This is a genomic window from Streptomyces sp. NPDC046303, assembly GCF_055588085.1.
The window spans coordinates 1-21211 of sequence record NZ_JBVJFA010000044.1 but is presented as its reverse complement, the minus strand read 5'-3'; the positions used below and the strand labels follow the sequence as shown (position 1 = coordinate 21211).

Below are 21211 nucleotides of genomic sequence, written 5' to 3'. Positions count from 1 at the left end.
CTGACAACATCCCAAACGGCATGGTTCGGCCGGATCGTCCCCGCCTACCGGGATGACGACGGCGGGCCTGTTCTACGCTCACCGCATGGCTTCCATGATCACATCCTCCGAGGCGGCGATCGACCTCAACGCCGATCTCGGCGAGGGCTTCGGACGCTGGACGCTCACGGACGACGAGGCCCTGCTCTCCGTCGTCACGAGCGCCAACGTCGCCTGCGGTTTCCACGCCGGGGACCCGTCCATCATGCGCCGGGTCTGCGAGCTGGCGGCGGAGCGGGGCGTACGGATCGGCGCGCAGGTCTCCTACCGCGACCTGGCGGGCTTCGGACGGCGCTCCATGGACGTGCCGGCCGGCGAGCTGGCGGACGAGGTGGCCTACCAGATCGGGGCGCTGGAGGTGTTCGCGCGCGCGGCCGGCTCCCGGGTGTCGTACGTGAAACCGCACGGCGCGCTCTACAACCGCACGGTGCACGACGCCGAGCAGGCCGCCGCGGTGGTCGCGGGGGTCCTGACGGCCGGGGGCGCCCTGCCCGTACTCGGCCTCCCGGGCTCCCTGCTGCTGGAGGCCGCCGCAGAGTCCGGGCTGGTCCCCGTACCGGAGGCCTTCGCCGACCGCGCCTACACGCCCGCCGGGACGCTGGTGCCGCGCACCGAGCCGGGGGCGGTGGTGCACGATCCGGACGCCGTGGTGGCGCGGGCCGTACGGATGGCTGCCGAGGGGACGGTCGCTGCGGCCGACGGCTCCGCGGTCCTCGTCGCCGCCCGCTCGCTGTGCCTGCACGGGGACACTCCGGGGGCCGCGGACCTCGCGCGCCGGGTCCGGGCGGCGCTGGGCGCGGCCGGGGTCCGGGTGGAGGCCTTCGCGTGAGGCCGCTCGTGGTCGGCGGGGAGGCGCTGCTGATCGAGGTGGAGTCGGCCGCCGAGGTGGCCGCGCTCCACGCCGAACTGCTGCGCCGCCGGGACGCGGGCGAGCTGGGTCCCGTACGGGACCTGGTGCCGGCGGCGCGGACCGTGCTCCTCGACGGCGTACGGGACCCGGCCGGGCTGGGCGCCCGGATCACCGGCTGGGAGGTGCCTCCGCTGGCGGAGTCGGACGGGCCCCTGATCACCGTCCCGGTGCGGTACGACGGGCCGGACCTTGCGGAGGTGGCCGGGCTGTGGGGCGTGGCCCCCGGGGCCGTCGCGGAGATCGTCGGCGACACCGTCTTCCGGGTGGCGTTCTGCGGGTTCGCGCCCGGCTTCGGCTATCTGACCGGCCTCCCGGAGCGCTTCCACCTGCCCCGGCGGGCCACGCCCCGGACCGCCGTCCCGGCCGGCTCGCTGGCCCTCGCCGGGGAGTACGCGGGGGTGTACCCGCGCTCCTCCCCCGGCGGCTGGCAGCTGATCGGGTCCACGGACGCGGTGCTCTGGGACCCGGAACGGGAACCGGCGGCTCTGTTCGCCCCCGGCGTCCGGGTGCGGTTCACGGAGGCGGGCCGATGAGCGGGGCGGTGAGCGGGCCGGTGAGCGGGCTGCTGGTGGTACGTCCGGGAGCCCTGACCACGGTCCAGGACCGGGGCCGCGCCGGCCACGCGCATCTGGGCGTCCCGCGCTCGGGGGCGCTGGACACGGCGGCCTTCGCACTGGCCAACCGGCTGCTCGGCAACGCCCCGGACGCCGCGGCGCTGGAGACGACCCTCGACGGGGTCGGGCTGCGGGCGCTGGCTCCGGTCACCGTGGCGGTCACGGGTGCGCCCTGTCCGGTACGGGCGGCCGGCCGGCCGGTGGCGTGGGGAGCCGCCGTCAGGCTGCCGGCCGGTGCGGAGCTGGAAGTGGGCCGGGCGGAGTCGGGGCTGCGCAGCTACGTCGCGGTGCGGGGAGGCCTGGCCGTCCCGCCGGTCCTGGGCAGCCGCTCGACGGACCTCCTGTCGGGGCTGGGGCCGCCGGTCCTGTCGGCCGGGACGCTGCTGCCGGTGGGCTCCGGCCCGGCGGACCAGCTCCCGGGGGCGGACGACTGCCCGCTGCCCGGGGCGCCTTCGCAGCTGCTGCTCCCGCTCCGGCCGGGGCCGCGGGCGGACTGGTTCACCGAGGGCTCGCTGGCCGGGCTGTGGCGTTCGGTGTTCCGGGTGTCGCCGAGGTCGAACCGGATCGGCCTGCGCACGGAGGGCGGGGCACCGCTGGTCCGCGCCCGGGAGGGCGAACTGCCCAGCGAGGGCATGGTGCTGGGCGCGGTCCAGGTCCCGCCGGACGGCCTGCCGGTGGTGTTCCTCGCCGATCATCCGGTGACGGGCGGCTACCCGGTGGTGGGCGTGGTCCCGCCGGGCCCGGCCCTGGACGCGGCGGCGCAGGCCCGGCCGGGGACCCCGGTCCGGTTCCTCCGGTCCCGTTGACCCGATGACCCGATGATGCCCCGTTGCCCCGTTGCCCCGTTGCCCCGATGAAACGCTTGCGGGGGCTTCGGCCAAGTACTGGGTGAGGGGGCCGACCGGGTCCCCTGCGCAGGGGAGGAACCGGGTGCACAGCCCACGACACGAGACCGGGCCACCGGATCTCACCACACCCGAGGGGTTCGGGGCGTTCTACGAGGACCACATCGACGCCGTGCTCGGCTTCGTCACCCGCCGGGTCGCCGACCCGCACCTGGCGGCGGACCTGACGGCGGACATCTTCCTCGCCGCGATGGGATCGGCCGGCACGTACCGGGGCCACAGGGGAGCCCCGGTCGCCTGGCTGTTCGGGATAGCCCGCAACGTCCTGTCGGGCCACGCCCGCGGTCTGGCCCGCGAGAGCGGCGCGCTGGCGCGGCTGAGCGGCCGCCGCCTGCTCGACGACGAGGACGTGGCGGCGCTGGAGGAACGGATCGACGCCCAGCGCGCCTTCCACGACCTGGCCGAGCGCCACGCCGCGCTCTCCGAGCCCCTGCGCGCCGCCCTCGACCTCGTGGTCATCGACCAGCTCACCCCGGCCGAGGCCGCCCAGGCCCTCGGCGTCACCCAGGCAACGATCCGCGTCCGCCTGCACCGGGCCCGCCGCGCCCTGCGCCCGTCGGGCTCCTTGGGCGAGTCACAGTTGGAGGTAGCCCGATGAGCAGCAGGCCCCACGGGTTCGAGGACCGGCTGAAGGCCGCGCTCCTGGCCCGCCTCCCGGAGGCCGCGCCGGCAGCCCCCGCGCGGTCCTTCGCACGGCGGTACGGCATTCCGCTCGCGGTGGGCGTCGCCACGGCCGCCGTGGTCGCCGTCATGACCCTGACGGGCAGCACCCACACCGGCTCGCTGCCCGCCGGCACGCCGAGCCCTTCTGCCACGGACGCGCCCAGGATCACGAAGGAGCCGGACGGGTCGCTGCGGTTCGCTCTGCCCCGGCAGGAGCAGGTCCCAGCCCTGGTCGACCGGCTGAAGGAACTGGGGGTCGAGGCCGTCGCGGTCCAGCCGGTGCCGGAACGCGAGTGCGTGTCGTACCGGGGCTGGAGCCGCGTCCCGCAGGCCGATCCCGCGGCCGGCCTGTCGCCCGGCGGTGACGGACGCACCCTCAAGGTCAACCCGAAGGCGGTCCCCCCGGGACACACACTCGCGCTCACGTGGACGTACTACCCGCCGTGGTGGGAGGGGCGGCAGGGACTCGCCTTCGGAATCCTGCGGAACGAGCACGCCCCCTACTGCTCGGTCGACCACACGGAGGCCGCCCTGGAGGCTCAGCGGTTGGGGCCCCGCACCCCGCCCCCCGGCGTGACCCCGCCCACCGGCGTACCGCCCACCATGTCGCCCTGATCGCGCTCCGCGGCCGCACGCACGCCGCCACAGCACGCGGCCCGGCCCTCTTCCAGGGGGCCGGGCCGCGTGTGTGTCGGGCAGGGGGTCGGCGGAGCTACACGGCCGACTCCGGGGTGATGCGGCTGCGGACGGCCGACTGGACGTCCTCCTCCTCCGCCGGGTCGGCGGCCAGGCGGCGCAGCCGGGGTGCGACCCGGGCGTCGGCGGTCTCGGCGTGGAGGGCGGCCACCTCGCGGGTGGTCTCCTCGCAGTCCCACAGGCATTCGACGGCGAATCCGGCCGCGAAGGAGGGGTCGGTGGCGGCCAGGGCCCGCGCGGCGCGGCCGCGCAGGTGGGACGAGGCCGTCTCGCGGTAGATGTGACGCAGTACGGGGGCCGCGCAGGCGATCGCGAGGCGGCCCGCGCCGTCCACCAGGGCGTACAGTGCGCGGGTGTCGGGGCCTTCGCCGCGGACGGTGGAGCGCAGGGCTTCGAGGACCAGGCCGGCGTCCTCGGCTCCGCCCCGGGCGGCCAGGACGGCCGCTGCGGCCGCGCCGAGGGCGTCGGGCCGGTGGACCCAGCGGCGGGCGCGTTCGACGGCGCCGGGGCCGCACATGCGCTCGTACGCGGCCACGGCGGGCTCGTCGGCGGCGGCTTCGATGAGGTCCAGGACGGCCGGGTTCTCCGGTTCGGCGAGGACCAGGTGGTGCAGGGCGGTGGCGCGGGCGGCCTCGCCGCACGCTCCGGCCGCCGCCGCGAGGATGGCGGGGCGGTCCTCGGTCTGGGCCACGGCGGCCAGACAGCGGGCGGCGGGCACGTGCAACGGGGTGCCGCGGCGCAGCCCGTCGGCGGCCCAGTCGAAGACGGCTTGCACGCCCCAGCCGGGCCGGGGGCCGCTGGGGGTCAGCTGGCGCTGCCAGCGGTCGAAGGAGCCCTGCCGGCGGGCGGCGCGCAGGCGCTCCCCGTGGCGCGGTGACTCCTCCCACAGGCACCAGGGCCTGGGTTCGTACGCGTCGCGGATGGCGGCGGCCAGCCGCGCCTCGCCTTCCGCCGTGGCGGGGAAGCGGGCGATGACCGGCTCGGCCAGGGACCGCAGTCCCTCGTCGTCGTCGCGCAGGGCGAGCTCGTCGAGGGCCCAGGCCCAGTTGGCTCCCGAGGCGGCGTACCGGCGCAGCAGCATGAGCGCGTCGTCACGGCCGTAGGAGGCGAGGTGGCCCAGTACGGACAGGGCGAGGCCCGTCCGCTCGTCCGCTTCGTCGAGGAGGTCCTCGGCGGCGAACAGGTGGGCCTCGATGGCGCCGAGGGGGCCGTCGAGATCCAGGTACAGCCGGGCGTAGTACAGGGAGCGGTTCTCGACCTGCCAGTCCTGGCGCGGGTCGCGGATCACGCACTGGTCGAGGGCCGCCAGGGCCTCCGCCCTGGGCGCCGCGAGGGCGTGCAGCGTGCCGTCACCGCGGCCCCGCTGGAGCATCCCGAGCAGCGTGCCGCTCGGCGCTATGACTGGTTCGAACATGGGAATGGCCTCAAATCAAGCTGGGGACGCAACCGGGAATCGGGATTCACAGGGCCGCGTAACAGCATGTGAGGACGTCCGCCGTCAGGTTCCGCTCGATGTAGACCATTGCCTTCTCACTCTCGTCGGTGCTTCGCGGCCATGGCGGCCGGTGCGGCAGGGGGTGGGTGGTGGACACCCTTCGTGTCCAGCCCGCTCCTGCCCGTCCGTCATGTTCGCGAATCGAATCCGACGCCATGATGACCCAGCCGGTTTGTGCGCCGCGACCACATTTACGGCCGCCGTGACCAACCTGTGAGGTCGGACACCGGCCGGACCCGGCCGCCGCCGGGCAAAAAGCGGACTACTTGGCTCCGAAGAGTTCCAGCAGGTCGGCCTTGGCGAACATGCGCGCCGTGTCCACGGCGGAGGGGGTTCCGGCGGTCGGATCGGCCCCGCCGTCGAGCAGGGCGCGGATGACGGCCCCCTCGCCCTTGAAGACCGCTCCGGCGAGGGGGGTCTGGCCGCGGTCGTTGGCGCGGTCGGCCTCGGCGCCGCGGGCCAGCAGGGCCGTGACGGTGTCGGCGTGGCCGTGGTAGGCGGCCAGCATGACGAGGGTGTCGCCGCGGTCGTTGGTGAGGTTCGCCGGCACTCCGGCGTCGAGGTACGCGGCGAGCGTCGCGGTCTCGCCCTGCCGGGCGAGGTCGAAGATCTTGGTGGCCAGTTCGATGACGTCCTCGTCGGGGACGTCCTGGGAACCGGGGCCGCCTTCGGTGTGCTCGCTCATCGTTCGTACCGCCTTTCACTCGCTGCCGGCATGGGGTTCGCCCCGGCGGACCCGGACGGGGACCGGGACCGGGACCGGGACCGGGCCGGCCGGGCAGGGGGGTGTACGGCACTGCGTCCGCACGGGTGAATCGTCAGAGTAGCGCCCGGACCTGGACATGCCGGGGCCGGGACCGAGGCAATGATCACCCTTGCCCCCCTTCACACCGGACGCGCCAGCCGGAGTGACCCGGTCCAGTGAAAAACGCGCGCATTCACCCGTATGCACCTTTTGTCGCATTGATACTTGCTGTGAGCCTGGAAGAACTGATGGTGACTGTCCCCACCCACCAGGAGAACCTCTCATGGTCCTTTCCATCTCAGGCGTGGTCCTGCTCGGCATCATCTGCTTCCTGTTCTTCAAGAAGGACGGGATGAAGCTGACCCACGCGTTCGTCTGCTCGCTGTTCGGCTTCTTCCTCGCCGGCTCCGCCATCGCTCCGAGCATCACCGCGAGCACGGCGAGCCTCGCGAGCCTGCTCGGCGGGATCAAGCTCTAGGCCCGCCGGGACACGGCGACACCAGCCGCACCCGAAGTACCCGAACACCCACAACTCCAGGAGACGCCCGTGGCCCGGCGCCCACTTCCCCGCATCCTCAGCAGCGGCACCGCGTCGCTGGCACGGGGCCGCGACCTCGCTCGCACGGCCGCCGACAGCGCCACGGACGTCCTCCATCCGCTCCTCACCATCGGACGCGGCCTGCGCATCCTGGCCTCGGCCGGGCGGCGCAAATGGTCCGAAACCCCCAAGGACAAGCGTGGTCCCGCGCTGTTCCTGGGGGCCGCCTGCGTCCTCGTGGTCGCACTCGTCCCCTACGGTCCGCTCCTCGCCCTGATCACCCTCATGGCGGCGGCGGCCTGGCAGGGACGCGACCGCACCCCGGTGAAGACCGGGCCCAGCGATGCCGAGACCGAACGGCTCGGCTCCCTCTACGAAGCACTCGTGCCGTACTTCTCCACCCCGGAGGACCCGAGCCCCCTCTTCGCCCACGGCGGCGACTGGGACAAGGCCTTCAGCGGCTACGAGTTCGACGAGGCGGGCCGCATCACCCGGCTCCACATCCGCTACCCGGCCTACTTCACCGATGGCGAGGCCGCCTCACGGGCCCGGATCGAGGCACTGCTGCACGCCAAGTCCGGGCGCGGACGGGAGTATCTCTTCGAATGGGACGAGGAGGGCAACCAGCTCGACCTGAGCGTGCTGGCGGCGCTGCCGACGGGCATCGCCGCCCAGCCGTTCGTCACCTCCCCCGGTGAGACCGTCCTCGGTTTCACCGACGCCGGCAGCGTCCAGCGCACCCTGCCCGTCCTGGCGGGCGACGAGCCCCGGGACGTGCCCCCGGTCATCTGGCGCACCGGCCCCCGCGCCACCGAGCCCCACCTGCTGGCCGTCGGCCAGCCCGGCAGCGGCACCTCCACACTGCTGCGCTCGATCGCCCTGCAGGCCCTGCGGCACGGGGGCGACGTACTGATCGTCGAAGGCGGCGGCAGCGGCGAGTACTCCTGCCTGACCGGCCGCAGCGGCGTCATCGCCGTGGAATGCGGGCCGGTCGGGGCACTGGCGACGCTGGAGTGGGCCGCGAAGGAGACCGAGCGGCGCCTCATCGCCACCCACCGGGCCCGCGAGGCGGGCCGCCCCGCACCCGAGGACGCCCGCCGCCCCCTGTGGATCCTGCTGGACCGGCCCAGCGTCCTGGCGCACCTCGCGGCCGCCGAGGGCGGGCCCGATCCGCTCGCCCAGCTCCAGGTGCCGCTGCGGCACGGGCGGGCCGCGCACGTCACCGTGGCGGTGACCGAGCAGTTCGACCACCTGGAACTGCTGCACGACGCCGTCTGGCAGCACACCCGCGCCCGCGTCGTGCTCGGGCCCGCCGCGATCCAGCAGGTGGCCGACGTCCTGGGGCTGCCGCCGCACACCACCCCGCCGTCCCAGGTCCCGCCGGGCCGCGGATACGCCCGGCTCGGCTCGGGCCCGGTGCACCGGCTCCAGGTGCCCGCCACCCCGGACCCGTACGACGACGCCGCGCATCCGGCGTTCCGCCAGGCCGTACTGGAGCTCCTGCCGGAGCGGCTCACGCCCGGCGGGGGCGGCGGGCGGGGTCCCGAGCCCGGCTCGCCGGCCAAGCCGATGCAGCCGCCGGCGCAGGGCTCGGCCGTCGACGCGTCCGGGATTCCGGCGATGCCGGCCGAGACGCCGTAGGCGGGCCGCGTGCGGGGCGGGGCCGGGGGGTTACGCCACGAACGTCCGCGGCGGCTCCGCGCCGCTGCCGCCCGCGCCCGTGCCGACCAGGGCCGCGGCCGCCGCCAGCCGGGCGGCGGCCTCCTCCGCCACCGGGCCGCCCACGGTGAACGGCAGGCGGACATAGCCCTCGAAGGCTCCGTCCACGCCGAACCGGGGCCCCGAGGGGACCCGTACGCCGACCCGCTCCCCGACCTCGGCCAGCCGGGAGCCCGACAGACCGCCCGCGCGTGCCCACAGCGTCAGCCCGCCCCGCGGAACCTCGAACTCCCAGTCCGGCAGCTCCCGGCGCACCGCCGCGACCAGCGCGTCCCGGTTCTCCCGGGCCTGCTCCCGGCGGATGCCGACGGCCTCCTGCCACCCGCCGGTCCGCATGAGCCAGTTCACCGCGAGCTGTTCCAGCACCGGCGTGCCCAGGTCGGCGTAGGCGCGGGCGGCGACCAGGCTCCGGATCACGTCGGGGGCCGCGCGGACCCAGCCGATCCGCATGCCCGCCCAGAAGGCCTTGCTGGCGGAGCCCACGGTGATGACCGTGCTGCCGGCCGGGTCGAAGGAGCAGACCGGGCGGGGCATCTCCATGTCCGGGTCGAGGCGGAGCTCCAGCATGGTCTCGTCGACGACCAGGACGGTGCCCGCGGACCGGGCGGCCTCGACCATGGCCCGTCGCTGCTCCTCCGAAGCCAGGGCTCCGGTCGGGTTGTGGAAGTCGGCCACGACGTAGGCGAGGCGGGGGGCGGAGTCGCGCAGCACCTGCCGCCACACGTCCATGTCCCAGCCGGTCAGCCCGTCGGCCATCGCGACGGGTACGAGCCGCACCCCCGCCGCGCGCATGAGCTGCAGGATGTTCGCGTAGGAGGGTGACTCGACGGCGATCCGCTCGCCGCGCCCGGCGAACAGGCTGCAGATGGCGTCGATCGCGCCCATCGCACCGGTGGTGACCATGATCTGCTCGGGCATCGTGGGGATGCCCGCCTCGGTGTAGCGGTCGGCGAGCATCCGGCGCAGCGCGGGCAGGCCGGCCGGGTAGTCGCCGTGCGTGTGCGCGTACGGCGGCAGCTCCTCCAGGGCGCCCTGGACCGCCTTGGTGAGCCAGGGCTCGGGGGCGGGCAGCGCGGCGCAGCCGAGGTCGATCATGGAGCCGAGGGACTCGGGCGGCAGCGGTTCCAGGCCGCGGGCGGGCAGGGGGTTCCCGGCCGGTACGGAAGTCCAGCTGCCCGCGCCCCGGCGGGACTCCAGGAACCCCTCCCCCCGCAGGGCCTCGTACGCGGCGGCCACGGTGGTGCGGCTGAGCGAGAGCGCGCCGGCCAGCTCGCGCTCGGCGGGGAGCCGGGCGGCGACCGGAACGCGGCCTTCGAGGACGAGGAGCCTGATCCCGTCGGCGAGCGTGCGGTACGCGGGCAGCTTGCGGGAGCCGGGCACGGCGGGGCGGCCCTGCTGGGAGGTGATCAGGCGGGCGAGTTGCGCGGCACCGACCGCTGAGGTCCATTCGGCCATTGCGTCCGGTCCACCTTCGTCGGATTGGCCTCGACTGGGCGTGCCGGAGGCCGGGATTGGATTGAAGTCCGTGGGGACAGAGTGTCACGCGCCGGTCCACCTGCGCCAGCGGGCCTGCCCGGCGGGGGCCTGTCCGGCGGGGGCGCGCTCGGCACCCGTTCACCTCGCGGACCACCGGCACCCCTCGCCCCGGGGGATTCGGGGGATACTGCGGCCGTGACGCACGTACGCCTTCGCCATCCCTATCTGGACCACCCGGCTCCGATCCCCTTCGCACACCGGGGCGGGGCCTCGGACGGGCTGGAGAACACCGCCGCCGCCTTCCGGCGGGCCGCCGACGCGGGCTACCGGTACTTCGAAACCGATGTGCACGCCACGGCCGACGGGAAACTCGTCGCCTTCCACGACTCCACCCTGGACCGGGTCACCGACGGACAGGGCCGGATCGCCGAGCTCCCGTGGAAGCGGATCCGCGAGGCGCGGGTGGGCGGCAGCGAGCCGCTGGCGCTCTTCGAGGACCTGCTGGAGGAGTTCCCGGACGCCCGCTGGAACATCGACGTCAAGGCCGAGTCCGCGCTGCACCCACTGGTGAACCTGATCGCGCGGGCGAGGATCTGGGACCGGGTGTGCGTGGGCTCCTTCTCCGAGAACCGGGTGGCCCGGGCGCAGAAGATCGCCGGGCCCCGGCTGGCGACCTCGTACGGCGTGCGCGGGGTGGTCGGCCTGCGGCTGCGCTCGTACGCGATCCCCGCGGCGCTGCGCGTGGGGGCGGTGGCGGCCCAGGTTCCGGAGACCCAGGCGGGCATCCGCGTGGTCGACCGGCGCTTCGTGCGGACCGCGCACGAGCGGGGCCTGCAGGTGCACGTGTGGACCGTGAACGAACCGGAACGCATGGAGTCTCTCCTCGACCTGGGAGTCGATGGCATCATGACCGACCGGATCGACATCTTGCGCGCGGTGCTGGACCGGCGCGGGGCCTGGGCCTGACACGTCCGCGGGTCCCCGTGCGCGGTCCGTGGACCGCGCGGTACGGGGACCAGCGAGGGGGCACTCATGAGTGCGCAGACGTCAGACGAAGCGGAATCCGGGGCCGAGGACGGCAGATCGGGCGTCGCGGCCAAGGCCGCGCGCAAGCGCGAGCAGCAGGGCTGGTACTTCTACGACTTCGCCGTCTCGGTGTACTCGGCGAGCGTGGTCACGGTGTTCCTCGGGCCGTACCTGACCGAGATCGCCAAGGCCGCCTCGGATGCCGAGGGCTTCGTGCACCCGCTGGGCATTCCGGTGCGGGCCGGATCCTTCTTCGCCTACTCGGTCTCGATCTCGGTGATCCTGGCCGTCCTGCTCATGCCGCTGGTGGGGGCGGTCGCCGACCGGACCGGCCGCAAGAAGCCGATGCTGGCGGCGGCCGCGTACACGGGCGCCGCCGCGACGGCCGCCATGTTCTTCCTGGGCGGTGACCGCTACCTGCTCGGCGGACTGCTGCTGATCGTGGCGAACGCCTCCCTGTCCGTCTCGATGGTGCTCTACAACGCCTACCTGCCCCAGATCTCCACGCCGGACGAGCGGGACACCGTCTCCTCGCGCGGCTGGGCCTTCGGATACACCGCCGGCTCCGTGATGCTCGTGGTGAACCTGGTCCTCTACATGGGGCACGACTCCTTCGGCCTGTCCTCGGGCGAGGCGGTACGGATCTGTCTGGCCTCGGCGGGCCTGTGGTGGGGGGCCTTCGCGCTGATCCCGCTGCGCAGGCTGCGGGACCGGGCCGTGGTCCGGGACCCGGGGGCGGGTCCGGCCGTCAGCGGCTGGAAGCAGCTCGTCGCCACGCTGAAGGACATGCGGCGCTATCCGCTGACCCTGTCGTTCCTGCTGGCGTACCTGATCTACAACGACGGCGTACAGACGGTGATCTCCCAGGCCTCCCTCTACGGCAAGGAGGAGCTGCAGCTGGAGCAGTCCACGCTGATCGGGGCGGTGCTGCTCGTACAGGTCCTGGCGGTGGGGGGCGCGCTGGGGATGGGGCGGCTGGCCCGGATCTACGGCGCCAAGCGCACGATCCTGGGCTCGCTGGCCGCGTGGGCGGTGACGCTGGCAGTCGGATACTTCCTGCCGGCCCGCACCCCGGTGTGGTTCTTCGCACTGGCCGCGATGATCGGGCTGGTGCTGGGCGGCAGCCAGGCGCTGTCGCGCTCGCTGTTCTCGCACCTGGTGCCGGCGGGCAAGGAGGCGGAGTACTTCTCGGCGTACGAGATGAGCGACCGGGGGCTGAGCTGGGTGGGACCGCTCGTCTTCGGCCTCACCTACCAGGTCACGGGCAGCTACCGGGACGCGATCATCTCTCTGGTGGCCTTCTTCGCACTGGGTTTCGTGCTGCTGGCCAGAGTGCCGGTGCGGCGCGCGGTGGAGGCGGCAGGCAATCCTGTACCGCAACGGATCTGAGAGCGGGTCCGCGCGTGCGCCCGCCCCGGATCCACGAACGAATTCCGAACGGATTTAGACGTTGAAGCAAAGGGCCGGTAGTGTACGCCTTTGGCCTGCCAGGCGGACCGTTACTGCGCGCATAAGAAGTGTAGACGTTGGGTGACATCTGCTGCCAGATGTGACAAAACGGGCATTGGTGGGTACAACAAGGGGCGGCACGACGGGCGACGCGTGACCCGGAGCGGGAATCTATACCGCCGACCGGACGTTGACCGGATGACGACGACAGCGACACCTGTCCTGTGGGCGACAAGCCCGGGAGGCACGATTCATGAGTGAGCGAGCTCTCCGCGGTACGCGCCTCGTGGTTACCAGCTACGAGACGGACCGCGGCATCGATCTGGCCCCGCGCCAGGCGGTGGAGTACGCATGCCAGAACGGACATCGATTTGAGATGCCGTTCTCGGTTGAGGCAGAAATTCCGCCGGAGTGGGAGTGCAAGGCGTGCGGCGCCATGGCACTCCTGGTGGACGGGGACGGGCCCGAAGAGAAGAAGGGCAAGCCTGCGCGAACGCACTGGGACATGCTCATGGAGCGGCGCACCCGCGAGGAGCTGGAGGAAGTGCTGGCCGAAAGGCTTGCGGTCCTTCGTTCCGGCGCCATGAACATTGCCGTGCATCCGCGGGACAGCCGCAAGTCCGCCTGACAGCCGGACGAGACAACAGCCGAGGGGCCCCGCCACACCGTGTGTGGCGGGGCCCCTCGGCTGTTCGGTCCGGCTGTTCGGTCCGGCTGTTCGGTTCTCAGGGGGCGAGCGGCGGGCGGTAGCCCGTGTCCGGGCCCGTGTGCTGCCCGGGCCCGTCCTCGCGGATGACCTCGCCCTGGACGACCTTGCCGTCCGGGTAGTGGATCCGGGCCTGCTGGAAGGCGTCGCCGAAGCTCCCGGCGCGCGCCGAGGCCATCTTCCGCTCCAGGGAGCGGGCCGTCCTGCGCCCGATCCACACGCGGACGGGGGGAAGCAGGCAGAACAGGCCGACCACGTCGGACACCAGGCCCGGCATGATCAGGAGCAGGCCCGCCAGCATGGTGAGGCCATTGCCCTGGCCCGGCTGCTGCGGGGTGGGCGGCACGCCCTGCTGGGCCTGCTGGAAGGTGTCGGTCAGGTTCTTGAAGGCACGACGCCCCGCACGCTTGATGACCACCACGCCCAGGACCATCCCGCCCGCGAGCAACGCGGCTACGGTGAGCCCGCCGGCCGCGCCCGCGACCAGGCCGAGCAGCCAGATCTCCAGGATCAGCCAGGCGGCGACCGCCAGGGGAAGGAACGTACGGGCGGGTGAGCGCCGCTGCCGGGGGGCCGTCGAAGGGGGAACGCCGGTCGTCATACTCCCCAGTGTGCCTGGACCTGCGTAAGAGCAGCCTCAGCCGGAGGTACCGGGCGTCCCTTAGGGGGCGCCGTCCGGCCGGTCAGGCCCTGCCGGTGCCCTGGCCCTCGTCCTTGGCCGTGCCCTTGGCGGACTTGCCGAGCAGCTTGGCCGCCTGGGCCTTGAGGCCCCACTGGGTGACCCGCCACAGGGCCTCCACCACGATGTCCTTGCTCATCTTGCTGTCGCCGAACTCGCGCTCGACGAAGGTGATCGGCACCTCCACGACGCGGAAACCCTTCTGCACGGCCCTGCGCGCCAGGTCGACCTGGAAGCAGTAGCCCGCGGAAGCCACCTGGTCGAGCCCGAGGCCCTCCAGGGTCGCGCGGCGGAAGGCCCGGTAGCCGCCGGTCACGTCGCGGATCGGGACGTCCAGCATCAGCCGGGAGTACGTCGAACCGCCGCGCGAGAGGAACTCGCGGCTCTTGGGCCAGTTGACGACGCGGCCGCCCGGCACCCAGCGGGAGCCCAGCACCAGGTCGGCGCCGGCCAGCGCGGTGAGCAGCCGCGGCAGCTCCTCCGGCTGGTGGGAGCCGTCGGCGTCCATCTCGACGATCACTCCGTACCCGGCGTCCAGGGCCCAGACGAAGCCGGCCAGGTAGGCGGCGCCGAGCCCCTCCTTGCCCTTGCGGTGCAGGACGTGCACGTGGTCGTCGCCGGCCGCGAGCTCGTCGGCGAGCTTGCCGGTGCCGTCCGGGCTGTTGTCGTCCGCGACCAGGATGTGGGCCTCGGGCACCGCCGCGCGGACGCGGCCGACGATCAGCCCGATGTTCTCCGCCTCGTTGTAGGTCGGAATGATCACCAAGGCCGTACCGAGCGGTCCGTAGGTCCGCTGTCCGCCGTCGCTCACTGAGTCCCCTTTTGTGCTCGTGCACGTCCTGTAGGTCTGGTCGCAGTCAATGACTTTAGAACAGTGATCGGGGCCCGCGGTCCTTCGGGCCGGTCGGACTCCCGCTGGCTGCGGGCCGCCGTGACCGTTGTCTACTGGACCGCCGGGCCCCGAACTGGGGCCACCCTCCCCCAACTGCCGCTAGGGGTGCCCCCACCGGCGAAACCTTCCCTCGCCCCCGAGGCGCGGGCGCGCTGAGCAGACGGATCCGTCCGGCACGGACGTCCTGATGGTGGACCCGGCCGAACCTATCCGGGTCCGGGCGCCCGCACCGAACCCAGGCCCACCGGATCACCCCTGTGGGCGTACGAATACCTCCCGCCCGCCGACCACGGTCGCCAGGCACACCGGCAGCTCCGCGCCGGGGCTCAGATCGGGCAGTCCCGGGGTGCCGGAGCGGGGGTCGGTGGACCAGCGGGCCACCCGGTCGTCGGGGGCCTGGACCACCAGTTCGTCGGTCTGCCACACGGCGTAGTCGGCCGGGGCGCCGGGAACCAGGACCCCCGCGTCGTCGCGGCCCAGCGCCCGCCAGCCGCCCCGGGTGTGGGCCGTGAAGGCGGCCCGGACGGAAATGCGGTGCTCGGGGGTCCGGTGGAAGGCGGCCGCCCGGACGGTGCCCCACGGATCGAGCGGGGTGACGGGCGCGTCCGACCCGAAGGCCAGCGGAACACCGGCCTTGAGCAGGGCCGCGTACGGGTTCAGGGTGCGGGCGCGCTCGGCGCCCAGCCGGTCGGCGTACATACCGTCCTCGCCGCCCCAGGCCGCGTCGAACGCGGGCTGCACGGACGCGGTCAGACCCAGCTCGGCGAAGGCGGCGATGGTGGCGGGGGTCATCATCTCGGCGTGCTCGACGCGGTGCCGGGCGGCGCGGACACGGGCCAGACCCACCTTCTCCGCCGCGGCCCGGACACCCTCCACGACGGCGGTGATCGCCGCGTCGCCGATGGCGTGGAACCCGGCCTGCAGGCCCGCCTCGGTGCAGGCCGCGACGTGCTCCGCGACCGCGCGCGCGTCCAGGTAGCCGGTGCCGGTGTGCGGGGCGTCGGCGTACGGGGCGTGCAGGCACGCGGTGTGCGAGCCCAGGGCCCCGTCGACGAACAGGTCCCCGGCGGCGCCGACCGCGCCCAACGCCTTGGCCTGGTCGAGGTCCCGGTCGGCCCAGTACCCGAACACGCGCGGGCCGGGCCGCTGCGCCGCCAGCGCCAGCAGGGCGGTGAAGTCCTCGGCGGAGGAGATGCCGGGCCCCCCGCACTCGTGCACGGACCCGATGCCCAGCGAAGCGGCCCGGTCCAGGGCGGCCCGCTGCGCCTCGGCGCGCTGGGCGGGGGTGACGGCTGCCAGCGCGGCGGCGCGCACGGCGTGGTGCGCATCGCGCGTCAGCGGCTCGTCCCCGTCGGGGGTCACTCCGCGGACGAGGTCCAGCAGGGCGGTGGTGACCACCGCCGAGTGCACGTCGATGCGGCTGAGGTAGAGCGGGCGGCCGGCGGCGGCCTCGTCGAGCTCGGCACGGCGCGGCGCGCGCCGCTCGGGCCAGCGGGCGGCGTCCCAGCCGTGCCCGAGGAGCACCCGGTCGGCGGGACGGCTCGCGGCGTACGCGCGTACGAGGTCCAGCGCGGCGGAGAGGGAGGGCGCGGCGGAGAGGTCCAGCCCGGTGAGCGCGAGGCCTGCGGAGGTGGTGTGGACGTGGGCGTCGGTGAAGGCGGGCGTGACGAGCGCCCCTCCCAGGTCGACGACCTCGTCCACGCCCTGCGCGAAGGCGTCGGCCGCGCCCTCGGAGCCGACCCAGGCGATGTGACCGCGCTCGACCACCATCGCCGTGGCGAAGGGGTCCGCGGGGCTGTGTACCTCGCCCCCGCGGAGGAGGACGGTCCTGGTCGGTGCTCCGGCGGCATCGGCGGAGTGGGCGGTGCGGTCAGTCATGCGGACCAGTCTCGCGCGTCACCCCGCCCCGCCCGACCGCCGGGTCCCCGCAGCGGCCCCCTCCGGGATTGCTAGACCCGGGGCGGGCGCGCCTCGTACGGAGTGGACAGGACCACCGTCGTGCGCGTCGAGACGTGGGCCAGGGCGCGCAGGCGGCCCAGGAGGTCCTCCAGCTCCAGGGGCGTCGCGACGCGCACCTTGAGGATGTAGTTCTCGTCGCCCGCGACGCTGTGACAGGCCTCGATCTCGGGAACCCCGGCCAGCCGGTCGGCGATGTCGTCCGGGGCGCTCGGGTCGAACGGCTTGACCGAGATGAACGCCGTCAGCGGCAGGCCGACGGCCTCGGGGTCGACCACGGCCGCGTAGCCGCGGATCACACCACGCTGTTCCAGCCGGCGTACCCGCTGGTGGACGGCCGACGTGGACAGTCCGGTGGCCTTGCCCAGATCCGTGTAGCTCATCCGCCCGTCCCGCACGAGCAGATCCACGATCTGGCGGTCCAGCTCCTCCATTGCGCTCATAGCCGCTCAACCTAAGGCCCAACGCCACTCCAGGCACAGTGCTGTCCATCCACTGGAGGCATCTGCGCCGGGCATGTGACCAAAGCCACAAGCGTATGCGGGCGTCCTGGGGGCTGTTGTGGTTACTCGTGCCGCGCGACGGGAAGTGCTTGGTGTGGCCGAGGCCGAAGAACCTGCCCGCCCGGCCCACCCAAGGGGGAGTACATCCATGCTGAACAACAAGCGCGCCGGTCGCACCGAACCGGAGCCTCTGGAACCGCTCGATCCGGGCGAGGACCCGTACGCCGAGGACGCCGAATTCCTCGACGACGCCGAGGGTTTCGAGATCCACCACGCAATCTGCCCCGACTGCGGCCAGTCGATCGCCCTCGTCGCCGACGAGGAGCACCTGCCGCAGCACGCCCTCTGCCTGACCCCGTGGAACCCCTTCGGGCTCACGGTGTGCGCGGGCACCGGGCGGCCCGTGGGCGACGCCCTGCCCACCGTCGGCATGATCCAGCCGGTGGGGACGCAGGAGCTGGAGCCCGTGGTCCTGCTGAGCCTGCCGCAGGGGCTCGACTGGCGGACGCAGCCCTTCTCGCACGTCGGCGGTCCGGGCTCGCGTCCGGTGCGCGTGCCGGGCCCGCTGCTGCCGCAGACGCGCGGGCAGCACGCGCAGGCGGCCTGACCCGGCGTTCTGCTACCAGTACGTTCCCTGCACCATGGCGGCCAGACTGGCATGGTGCAGGATCAGGCTGTCCGGATCCGAGGGGATCTCGACCTCGCCGAAGTGCGCCTGCCGGTAGGCGATGCGCAGCATCACGATCCCGTGCCGCAGCGCCGCGTACAGCGTGTGGAACTCCATGTCGCGCGGGGTGTGCCCGGTGAGTTCCGCGTAGCGGCGTTCCAGGTCCTCGCGGCGCAGGAAGTCCGGCAGGCCGGGCTGGCCGAAGCCGACGGTGAGGTCCTGGAAGAACCGGTGCAGGTAGACGGTCCAGCCGAGGTCCACCTCGCGCGGGGCGTACGCCGCCATCTCCCAGTCCAGTACGGCCACCGGCGTGAAGCCGTCGTAGATGACGTTGCCGATGCGCGCGTCACCCCAGTTGAGGACCGCCGGACCCTCGTCCTGCGGCCACAGCTCCTCGAGACGGGTGAACGCCCGCTCGATCAGCGGGGACGGGGCGAGTCCGCCCACCACCCAGGAGTAGTAGGCACGTTGGGCGTCCACGTGTCGGCGCAGTGAGCTGCCGGTGCCCTCCGGCAGCAGGAACTCCGCCTTCTTGCTGGGGAATTGGTCGTGCAGGCGGGCCAGCAGGGAGATGCTCGCCTCCTGCAGCTCGGCGCGTTCGGCGTCGGTGGCGGAGTGCAGCCAGTTGCCCTCGTAGGTGTAGGGCATGACGTCGGGCGGGACCCGGCCCTCGGCGCGGGCCATCACGAAGAACGGTGCCCCGAGCGGCCCCGGATCCTCCTCCAGCCACTGCACGCGCGGGACGGGCAGGTCCGTGTGCTCGGCGACCAGGCGCATCACGCGGTGCTGGCGCGGCATGTCGTAGGTGGGGAAGACGGTGTAGGCGGCCGGGTCGGCGGCGAGTCTCAGCGCGCAGGCGCGCAGCGGGGTGTCCGGGTGCTCTATGTCGAAGAGAAGGGTCTCGCTGGACATGCCGTTGGACCCGGGGACGGAGACGTCGGTGACCTTCGCGCCGGGGAGTTTGGTGTCCAGCCAGGCGGCGAGCCGCCGGCCGAGCTCCTCGGGCTCCCGGGTGGAGGTACGCGGACGTGGTGCGGTGGCCATGGATGAGCCCCTTTCGGCCTACTGGGCGACGGAGGAGTAGTCGGCGAAGCCGCTGGGGTCGTGGCGGCCGAAGCTGCCGTGCTCGAAGATGCCGTGACCGACCTGTCCGTCGAGGGTGAAGCGGGCCGAGTGGTCGGTGACGCCGAAGGCGGCCATGGGGTGGGCGGCGGGGTCGGAGAGGTCGTAGACGCGGCGATCGGTCCAGCCCCGCCCCTGCCAGGTGCCGTGCTGCCAGTCGGCGGCGGGCGGGTAGCCGGCGCCGACGGCGAGCGGGGAGGAGTTCAGGATCCGCACGCCGAGCTCGAGGGGTTTGCGGGCCGGGTCGGTGAGGTGGACGACGGCGCTCTCGGGGTGCCGGGTTCCGGGCCGGTAGCGGATCTCCGTGTGCGGCCAGCCGAGTTGTACGTCGTGGCGGCCGCTGCCCTCGGGGAAGACCTGGACGGCCTCGCTGAGGGTGCGGTGTCCGTCGGCGTCCTCCTGGGCGATGACCATGACGAACCGGTCCTCGAAGCGGACGGGTATCCAGAGCCAGTGGAAGCCCTCGGGGCGGTACTCCTCGGCGGCCCGGCCGCCCTCCTCGCCGGGGATCGGGCGCACGCCCCAGCTGCGGTCGCGGGTTCCGGTCCACTCCCCCGCGGTGACGGTGAACTCCTCGCCCCTGGCGCGGATGGTGCCGGTGACGTTGCCCGCCTGAACGAAGCGGCGCCCTTCCAGGATGAGCCGGTCACCGCGCCGCTGGGTGTGGTGCGGCTCCCACACGGCGGGGAACTCGGCGGTCCAGGTGAGGTCGTACGAGAGCCCGTCCGGGTCGCCGCCCGGATCGGCGGCGCAGCGCAGGGTCAGCTGCCGGAGCGGCACGTCGACGGTGAGGGAGAACGGCCCCACCGAAAGGTTCATCCGGTCGTCGGAGAGCGCGTCGGAGGCCCGCACGGCGAGGAGTTCGTCCCCGACACGGAGGGTGGCGTAGGCGTCGATCACTCCGGCGTTGGGGTAGACCCCGAGGCCGAGGATGAGGACGGCACGGCCGGCGTGGTCGAAGACGTGGAAGATGCAGCGGTCGTAGGCGTTCCGGTCGCCGCTGACGACGTGCTTCATCGACAGGGGCGCCTGGTGGATGGGGTACTCGTCGAGAGCGACGGGCCGATCGGCGGACATGGCGGACCTCCGGGAGAGCGGGCGAAGGCGGGGGTGGGGGCGGGGGGCGGGGGCGCGGCGGGTGGGTGCGGCTAGAGCGGATATGACGGTACGTCAGAATGGCGAGCCTGGGCCAGACTTCTGGCACAACCTGACAGGGCGGCACGGTTGGGCGGGGGCTCGGGGGGGCTCGGGGGTGCTCGGGGGCTTCGGGGGGCCTGATGCCCTCGAGGCTCATCAGGGAGGGTTTGGGGGTTTCCCGTCAGTCCCACTGTCTCTCCGGGTCGGGCCGCCCTATCAAGGGCGCTCCTTCGTCGCGTCGCTGCGCGATGGCCTTCGGCCACCCTTGACAGGCCGTCCCGCCCCGGAAAGCCAAGGACTGTCGGGAAGCCCCCAAAAGAACGGTCCACTGGTTCACGATCACGGGCAGGGGGCATCAGCGATCCAGGGCCTGGGCACGGGTGCCACACCCCGCCCGGCCCGACCGGAAAGCGAAGGCGAGGCGCTGCCTACGCGCCCGATCGCTACGCGCTCCTCCCTCTCAGCGTCCGGCGGCCGTCTGGGGTCCACCCCGCACCGGAGGGTGAAGACAAGCCCCGGGGAGCGGGTGGGCGCGCCCGATCGCTACGCGCTCCTCCCGTCCCGGCGTCCGGCGGCCGTCTGGGGCTGGACATAGGCCGCCCACGGTCGCCACGGATGCCCTCTCGCGCGACAGCGGGCGGTTTGTCCCAATTTATTCGGGAGGGGGAGGTGAACGGATCAGCTGGCGGAGTCTGATGGCGGAAATACCGGCGCCAGACTCCGGTAGGGCGCTTCCTGCGCCTACGGCCACCCGCAGGGGCGAGGAGAGGGGCCGAAGCGCCCCATTCGGTGCGCGTTGGGCCCCAGACGGCCCCCGGACGCCGAGACGTGAGAAGCGCGTAGCGATCTGACGCGCCTACCCGCTCCCCGCGGGCTTCTCGTCACCCTCTGGTGGGGGTTGGACCCCAGACGGCCGCCGGACGCTGAGACGTGAGGAGCGCGTAGCGATCTGATGCGCCAACCCGCTCCCCACGGCCTTCTCGTCACCCTCTGGTGCACGTATCAGCCCCAGACGGCCGCCGGACGCTGAGACGGGAGGAGCGCGTAGCGATCTGGAGCGCTGGCGGCGCCCCGCCCCCCGGCTTTCCGGCTGGCCCGGGTGGGGATGGGCCACCCGTGGCCAGGCCCTGGATCGCTGATGGGCCCGGGTGGTCCTCGTGGAACCAGTGGACCGTTCTCTTGGGGGCTTCCCGACAGTCCTTGGCTTTCCGGGGCGGGACGGCCTGTCAAGGGTGGAGCGCAGCGACATCGCGAAGCGACGCGACGAAGGAGCG

General features: G+C 73.4%; 20 protein-coding genes. 11 read left to right on the top strand and 9 right to left on the bottom strand.

Going from position 1 to position 21211, the window contains the following annotated elements; genetic code table 11:
- The first annotated feature begins 94 nt into the window (after nt 1-94).
- The 5 genes from ACZ6I1_RS31250 to ACZ6I1_RS31230 all read left to right on the top strand — a co-directional run bounded on the left by ACZ6I1_RS31250 (nt 95) and on the right by ACZ6I1_RS31230 (nt 3746).
- A complete protein-coding gene (locus ACZ6I1_RS31250) occupies nt 95-868 on the top strand; it encodes a LamB/YcsF family protein (RefSeq protein WP_469292281.1) in 774 nt (257 codons plus the stop codon).
- Complete coding sequence (locus tag ACZ6I1_RS31245) at nt 865-1482, top strand: 5-oxoprolinase subunit B family protein (RefSeq protein WP_469292261.1); 618 nt, start codon at nt 865-867, stop codon at nt 1480-1482. Before ACZ6I1_RS31250 ends, ACZ6I1_RS31245 begins: the two co-directional genes overlap by 4 nt.
- On the top strand, nt 1479-2369 hold the full coding sequence (locus ACZ6I1_RS31240) for a 5-oxoprolinase subunit C family protein (protein ID WP_469292260.1): 891 nt from the start codon (nt 1479-1481) through the stop codon (nt 2367-2369). Before ACZ6I1_RS31245 ends, ACZ6I1_RS31240 begins: the two co-directional genes overlap by 4 nt.
- A gap of 124 nt (nt 2370-2493) precedes the next feature.
- Nucleotides 2494-3066 (top strand): RNA polymerase sigma factor, encoded by a 573-nt coding sequence (locus ACZ6I1_RS31235; RefSeq protein ID WP_469292259.1) that lies wholly within the window; start codon nt 2494-2496, stop codon nt 3064-3066.
- Nucleotides 3063-3746: a hypothetical protein gene (locus ACZ6I1_RS31230; RefSeq protein WP_469292258.1), complete on the top strand. Its 684-nt coding sequence runs from the start codon at nt 3063-3065 to the stop codon at nt 3744-3746. The genes ACZ6I1_RS31235 and ACZ6I1_RS31230 overlap by 4 nt, the downstream gene beginning before the upstream one ends.
- Before the next feature lie 97 nt (nt 3747-3843).
- Here ACZ6I1_RS31230 and ACZ6I1_RS31225 read toward each other — a convergent pair whose 3' ends face one another.
- Together ACZ6I1_RS31225 and ACZ6I1_RS31220 are read right to left on the bottom strand one after the other, a co-directional pair.
- The gene (locus tag ACZ6I1_RS31225) at nt 3844-5241 is read right to left on the bottom strand and encodes a HEAT repeat domain-containing protein (protein ID WP_469292257.1); all 1398 of its coding nucleotides are present in this window, start codon (nt 5239-5241) and stop codon (nt 3844-3846) included.
- A gap of 343 nt (nt 5242-5584) precedes the next feature.
- Nucleotides 5585-6007: an ankyrin repeat domain-containing protein gene (locus tag ACZ6I1_RS31220; protein WP_469292256.1), complete on the bottom strand. Its 423-nt coding sequence runs from the start codon at nt 6005-6007 to the stop codon at nt 5585-5587.
- Between the two features lie 343 nt (nt 6008-6350).
- On the opposite strand from ACZ6I1_RS31220, the gene ACZ6I1_RS31215 reads away from it, so the two are divergent.
- Both ACZ6I1_RS31215 and ACZ6I1_RS31210 read left to right on the top strand, forming a co-directional pair.
- Nucleotides 6351-6545 carry a hypothetical protein gene (locus ACZ6I1_RS31215; RefSeq protein ID WP_030031218.1) on the top strand — a complete coding sequence of 65 codons (195 nt, stop codon included), beginning with the start codon at nt 6351-6353 and terminating at the stop codon, nt 6543-6545.
- 69 nt (nt 6546-6614) lie between these two features.
- Nucleotides 6615-8246, top strand: a complete 1632-nt coding sequence (locus tag ACZ6I1_RS31210; RefSeq protein WP_469292255.1) for a P-loop NTPase family protein — start codon at nt 6615-6617, stop codon at nt 8244-8246.
- 30 nt (nt 8247-8276) lie between these two features.
- Here the strand turns inward: ACZ6I1_RS31210 and ACZ6I1_RS31205 are convergent, their stop codons facing one another.
- Nucleotides 8277-9779: an SCO1417 family PLP biosynthesis transcription factor gene (locus ACZ6I1_RS31205; protein ID WP_469292254.1), complete on the bottom strand. Its 1503-nt coding sequence runs from the start codon at nt 9777-9779 to the stop codon at nt 8277-8279.
- Nucleotides 9780-9995: 216 nt separating this feature from the next.
- Between ACZ6I1_RS31205 and ACZ6I1_RS31200 the strand changes: the two genes are divergently transcribed.
- The 3 genes from ACZ6I1_RS31200 to ACZ6I1_RS31190 all read left to right on the top strand — a co-directional run bounded on the left by ACZ6I1_RS31200 (nt 9996) and on the right by ACZ6I1_RS31190 (nt 12903).
- Nucleotides 9996-10766, top strand: coding sequence for a glycerophosphodiester phosphodiesterase (locus ACZ6I1_RS31200; RefSeq protein ID WP_469292253.1), 771 nt, complete (start codon nt 9996-9998; stop codon nt 10764-10766).
- A gap of 66 nt (nt 10767-10832) precedes the next feature.
- Nucleotides 10833-12215, top strand: a complete 1383-nt coding sequence (locus tag ACZ6I1_RS31195; RefSeq protein WP_469292252.1) for an MFS transporter — start codon at nt 10833-10835, stop codon at nt 12213-12215.
- A 313-nt stretch (nt 12216-12528) separates the two neighbouring features.
- Entirely contained in the window at nt 12529-12903 is a 375-nt protein-coding gene (locus tag ACZ6I1_RS31190; RefSeq protein WP_007262928.1) for an RNA polymerase-binding protein RbpA, read from the top strand.
- Nucleotides 12904-13000: 97 nt separating this feature from the next.
- On the opposite strand, the gene fxsA is transcribed toward ACZ6I1_RS31190, so the two are convergent.
- The 4 genes from fxsA to ACZ6I1_RS31170 form a co-directional block, all read right to left on the bottom strand.
- A complete protein-coding gene (gene fxsA / locus ACZ6I1_RS31185; protein WP_469292251.1) occupies nt 13001-13582 on the bottom strand; it encodes an FxsA family membrane protein in 582 nt (193 codons plus the stop codon).
- A gap of 82 nt (nt 13583-13664) precedes the next feature.
- Nucleotides 13665-14471 (bottom strand): polyprenol monophosphomannose synthase, encoded by an 807-nt coding sequence (locus ACZ6I1_RS31180; RefSeq protein ID WP_469292250.1) that lies wholly within the window; start codon nt 14469-14471, stop codon nt 13665-13667.
- Nucleotides 14472-14801: 330 nt separating this feature from the next.
- Nucleotides 14802-16430 (bottom strand): amidohydrolase, encoded by a 1629-nt coding sequence (locus ACZ6I1_RS31175; protein WP_469292249.1) that lies wholly within the window; start codon nt 16428-16430, stop codon nt 14802-14804.
- 71 nt (nt 16431-16501) lie between these two features.
- Nucleotides 16502-16942: an Lrp/AsnC family transcriptional regulator gene (locus ACZ6I1_RS31170; protein WP_030011705.1), complete on the bottom strand. Its 441-nt coding sequence runs from the start codon at nt 16940-16942 to the stop codon at nt 16502-16504.
- Nucleotides 16943-17159: 217 nt separating this feature from the next.
- Here ACZ6I1_RS31170 and ACZ6I1_RS31165 point away from each other — a divergent pair, with 217 nt between their 5' ends.
- A complete protein-coding gene (locus tag ACZ6I1_RS31165) occupies nt 17160-17618 on the top strand; it encodes a hypothetical protein (RefSeq protein WP_469292248.1) in 459 nt (152 codons plus the stop codon).
- Nucleotides 17619-17630: 12 nt separating this feature from the next.
- Here ACZ6I1_RS31165 and ACZ6I1_RS31160 read toward each other — a convergent pair whose 3' ends face one another.
- Both ACZ6I1_RS31160 and ACZ6I1_RS31155 read right to left on the bottom strand, forming a co-directional pair.
- The gene (locus ACZ6I1_RS31160) at nt 17631-18722 is read right to left on the bottom strand and encodes a phosphotransferase family protein (protein WP_469292247.1); all 1092 of its coding nucleotides are present in this window, start codon (nt 18720-18722) and stop codon (nt 17631-17633) included.
- An 18-nt stretch (nt 18723-18740) separates the two neighbouring features.
- Nucleotides 18741-19877 (bottom strand): Rv3169 family protein, encoded by a 1137-nt coding sequence (locus tag ACZ6I1_RS31155; RefSeq protein ID WP_469292246.1) that lies wholly within the window; start codon nt 19875-19877, stop codon nt 18741-18743.
- Between the last annotated feature and the right edge of the window lie 1334 nt (nt 19878-21211).

Excerpts from the sequence above, each read along its gene's own strand:
- ACZ6I1_RS31230 (WP_469292258.1), top strand. The coding sequence starts at position 3,063 with ATGAGCAGCAGGCCCCACGGGTTCGAGGACCGGCTGAAGGCCGCGCTC.
- ACZ6I1_RS31165 (WP_469292248.1), top strand. The coding sequence starts at position 17,160 with ATGCTGAACAACAAGCGCGCCGGTCGCACCGAACCGGAGCCTCTGGAA.
- ACZ6I1_RS31190 (WP_007262928.1), top strand. The coding sequence starts at position 12,529 with ATGAGTGAGCGAGCTCTCCGCGGTACGCGCCTCGTGGTTACCAGCTAC.
- ACZ6I1_RS31220 (WP_469292256.1), bottom strand. The coding sequence starts at position 6,007 with ATGAGCGAGCACACCGAAGGCGGCCCCGGTTCCCAGGACGTCCCCGAC.
- fxsA (WP_469292251.1), bottom strand. The coding sequence starts at position 13,582 with ATGACGACCGGCGTTCCCCCTTCGACGGCCCCCCGGCAGCGGCGCTCA.
- ACZ6I1_RS31240 (WP_469292260.1), top strand. The coding sequence starts at position 1,479 with ATGAGCGGGGCGGTGAGCGGGCCGGTGAGCGGGCTGCTGGTGGTACGT.
- ACZ6I1_RS31250 (WP_469292281.1), top strand. The coding sequence starts at position 95 with ATGATCACATCCTCCGAGGCGGCGATCGACCTCAACGCCGATCTCGGC.
- ACZ6I1_RS31170 (WP_030011705.1), bottom strand. The coding sequence starts at position 16,942 with ATGGAGGAGCTGGACCGCCAGATCGTGGATCTGCTCGTGCGGGACGGG.
- ACZ6I1_RS31160 (WP_469292247.1), bottom strand. The coding sequence starts at position 18,722 with ATGGCCACCGCACCACGTCCGCGTACCTCCACCCGGGAGCCCGAGGAG.
- ACZ6I1_RS31155 (WP_469292246.1), bottom strand. The coding sequence starts at position 19,877 with ATGTCCGCCGATCGGCCCGTCGCTCTCGACGAGTACCCCATCCACCAG.
- ACZ6I1_RS31195 (WP_469292252.1), top strand. The coding sequence starts at position 10,833 with ATGAGTGCGCAGACGTCAGACGAAGCGGAATCCGGGGCCGAGGACGGC.
- ACZ6I1_RS31215 (WP_030031218.1), top strand. The coding sequence starts at position 6,351 with ATGGTCCTTTCCATCTCAGGCGTGGTCCTGCTCGGCATCATCTGCTTC.
- ACZ6I1_RS31175 (WP_469292249.1), bottom strand. The coding sequence starts at position 16,430 with ATGACTGACCGCACCGCCCACTCCGCCGATGCCGCCGGAGCACCGACC.
- ACZ6I1_RS31205 (WP_469292254.1), bottom strand. The coding sequence starts at position 9,779 with ATGGCCGAATGGACCTCAGCGGTCGGTGCCGCGCAACTCGCCCGCCTG.
- ACZ6I1_RS31225 (WP_469292257.1), bottom strand. The coding sequence starts at position 5,241 with ATGTTCGAACCAGTCATAGCGCCGAGCGGCACGCTGCTCGGGATGCTC.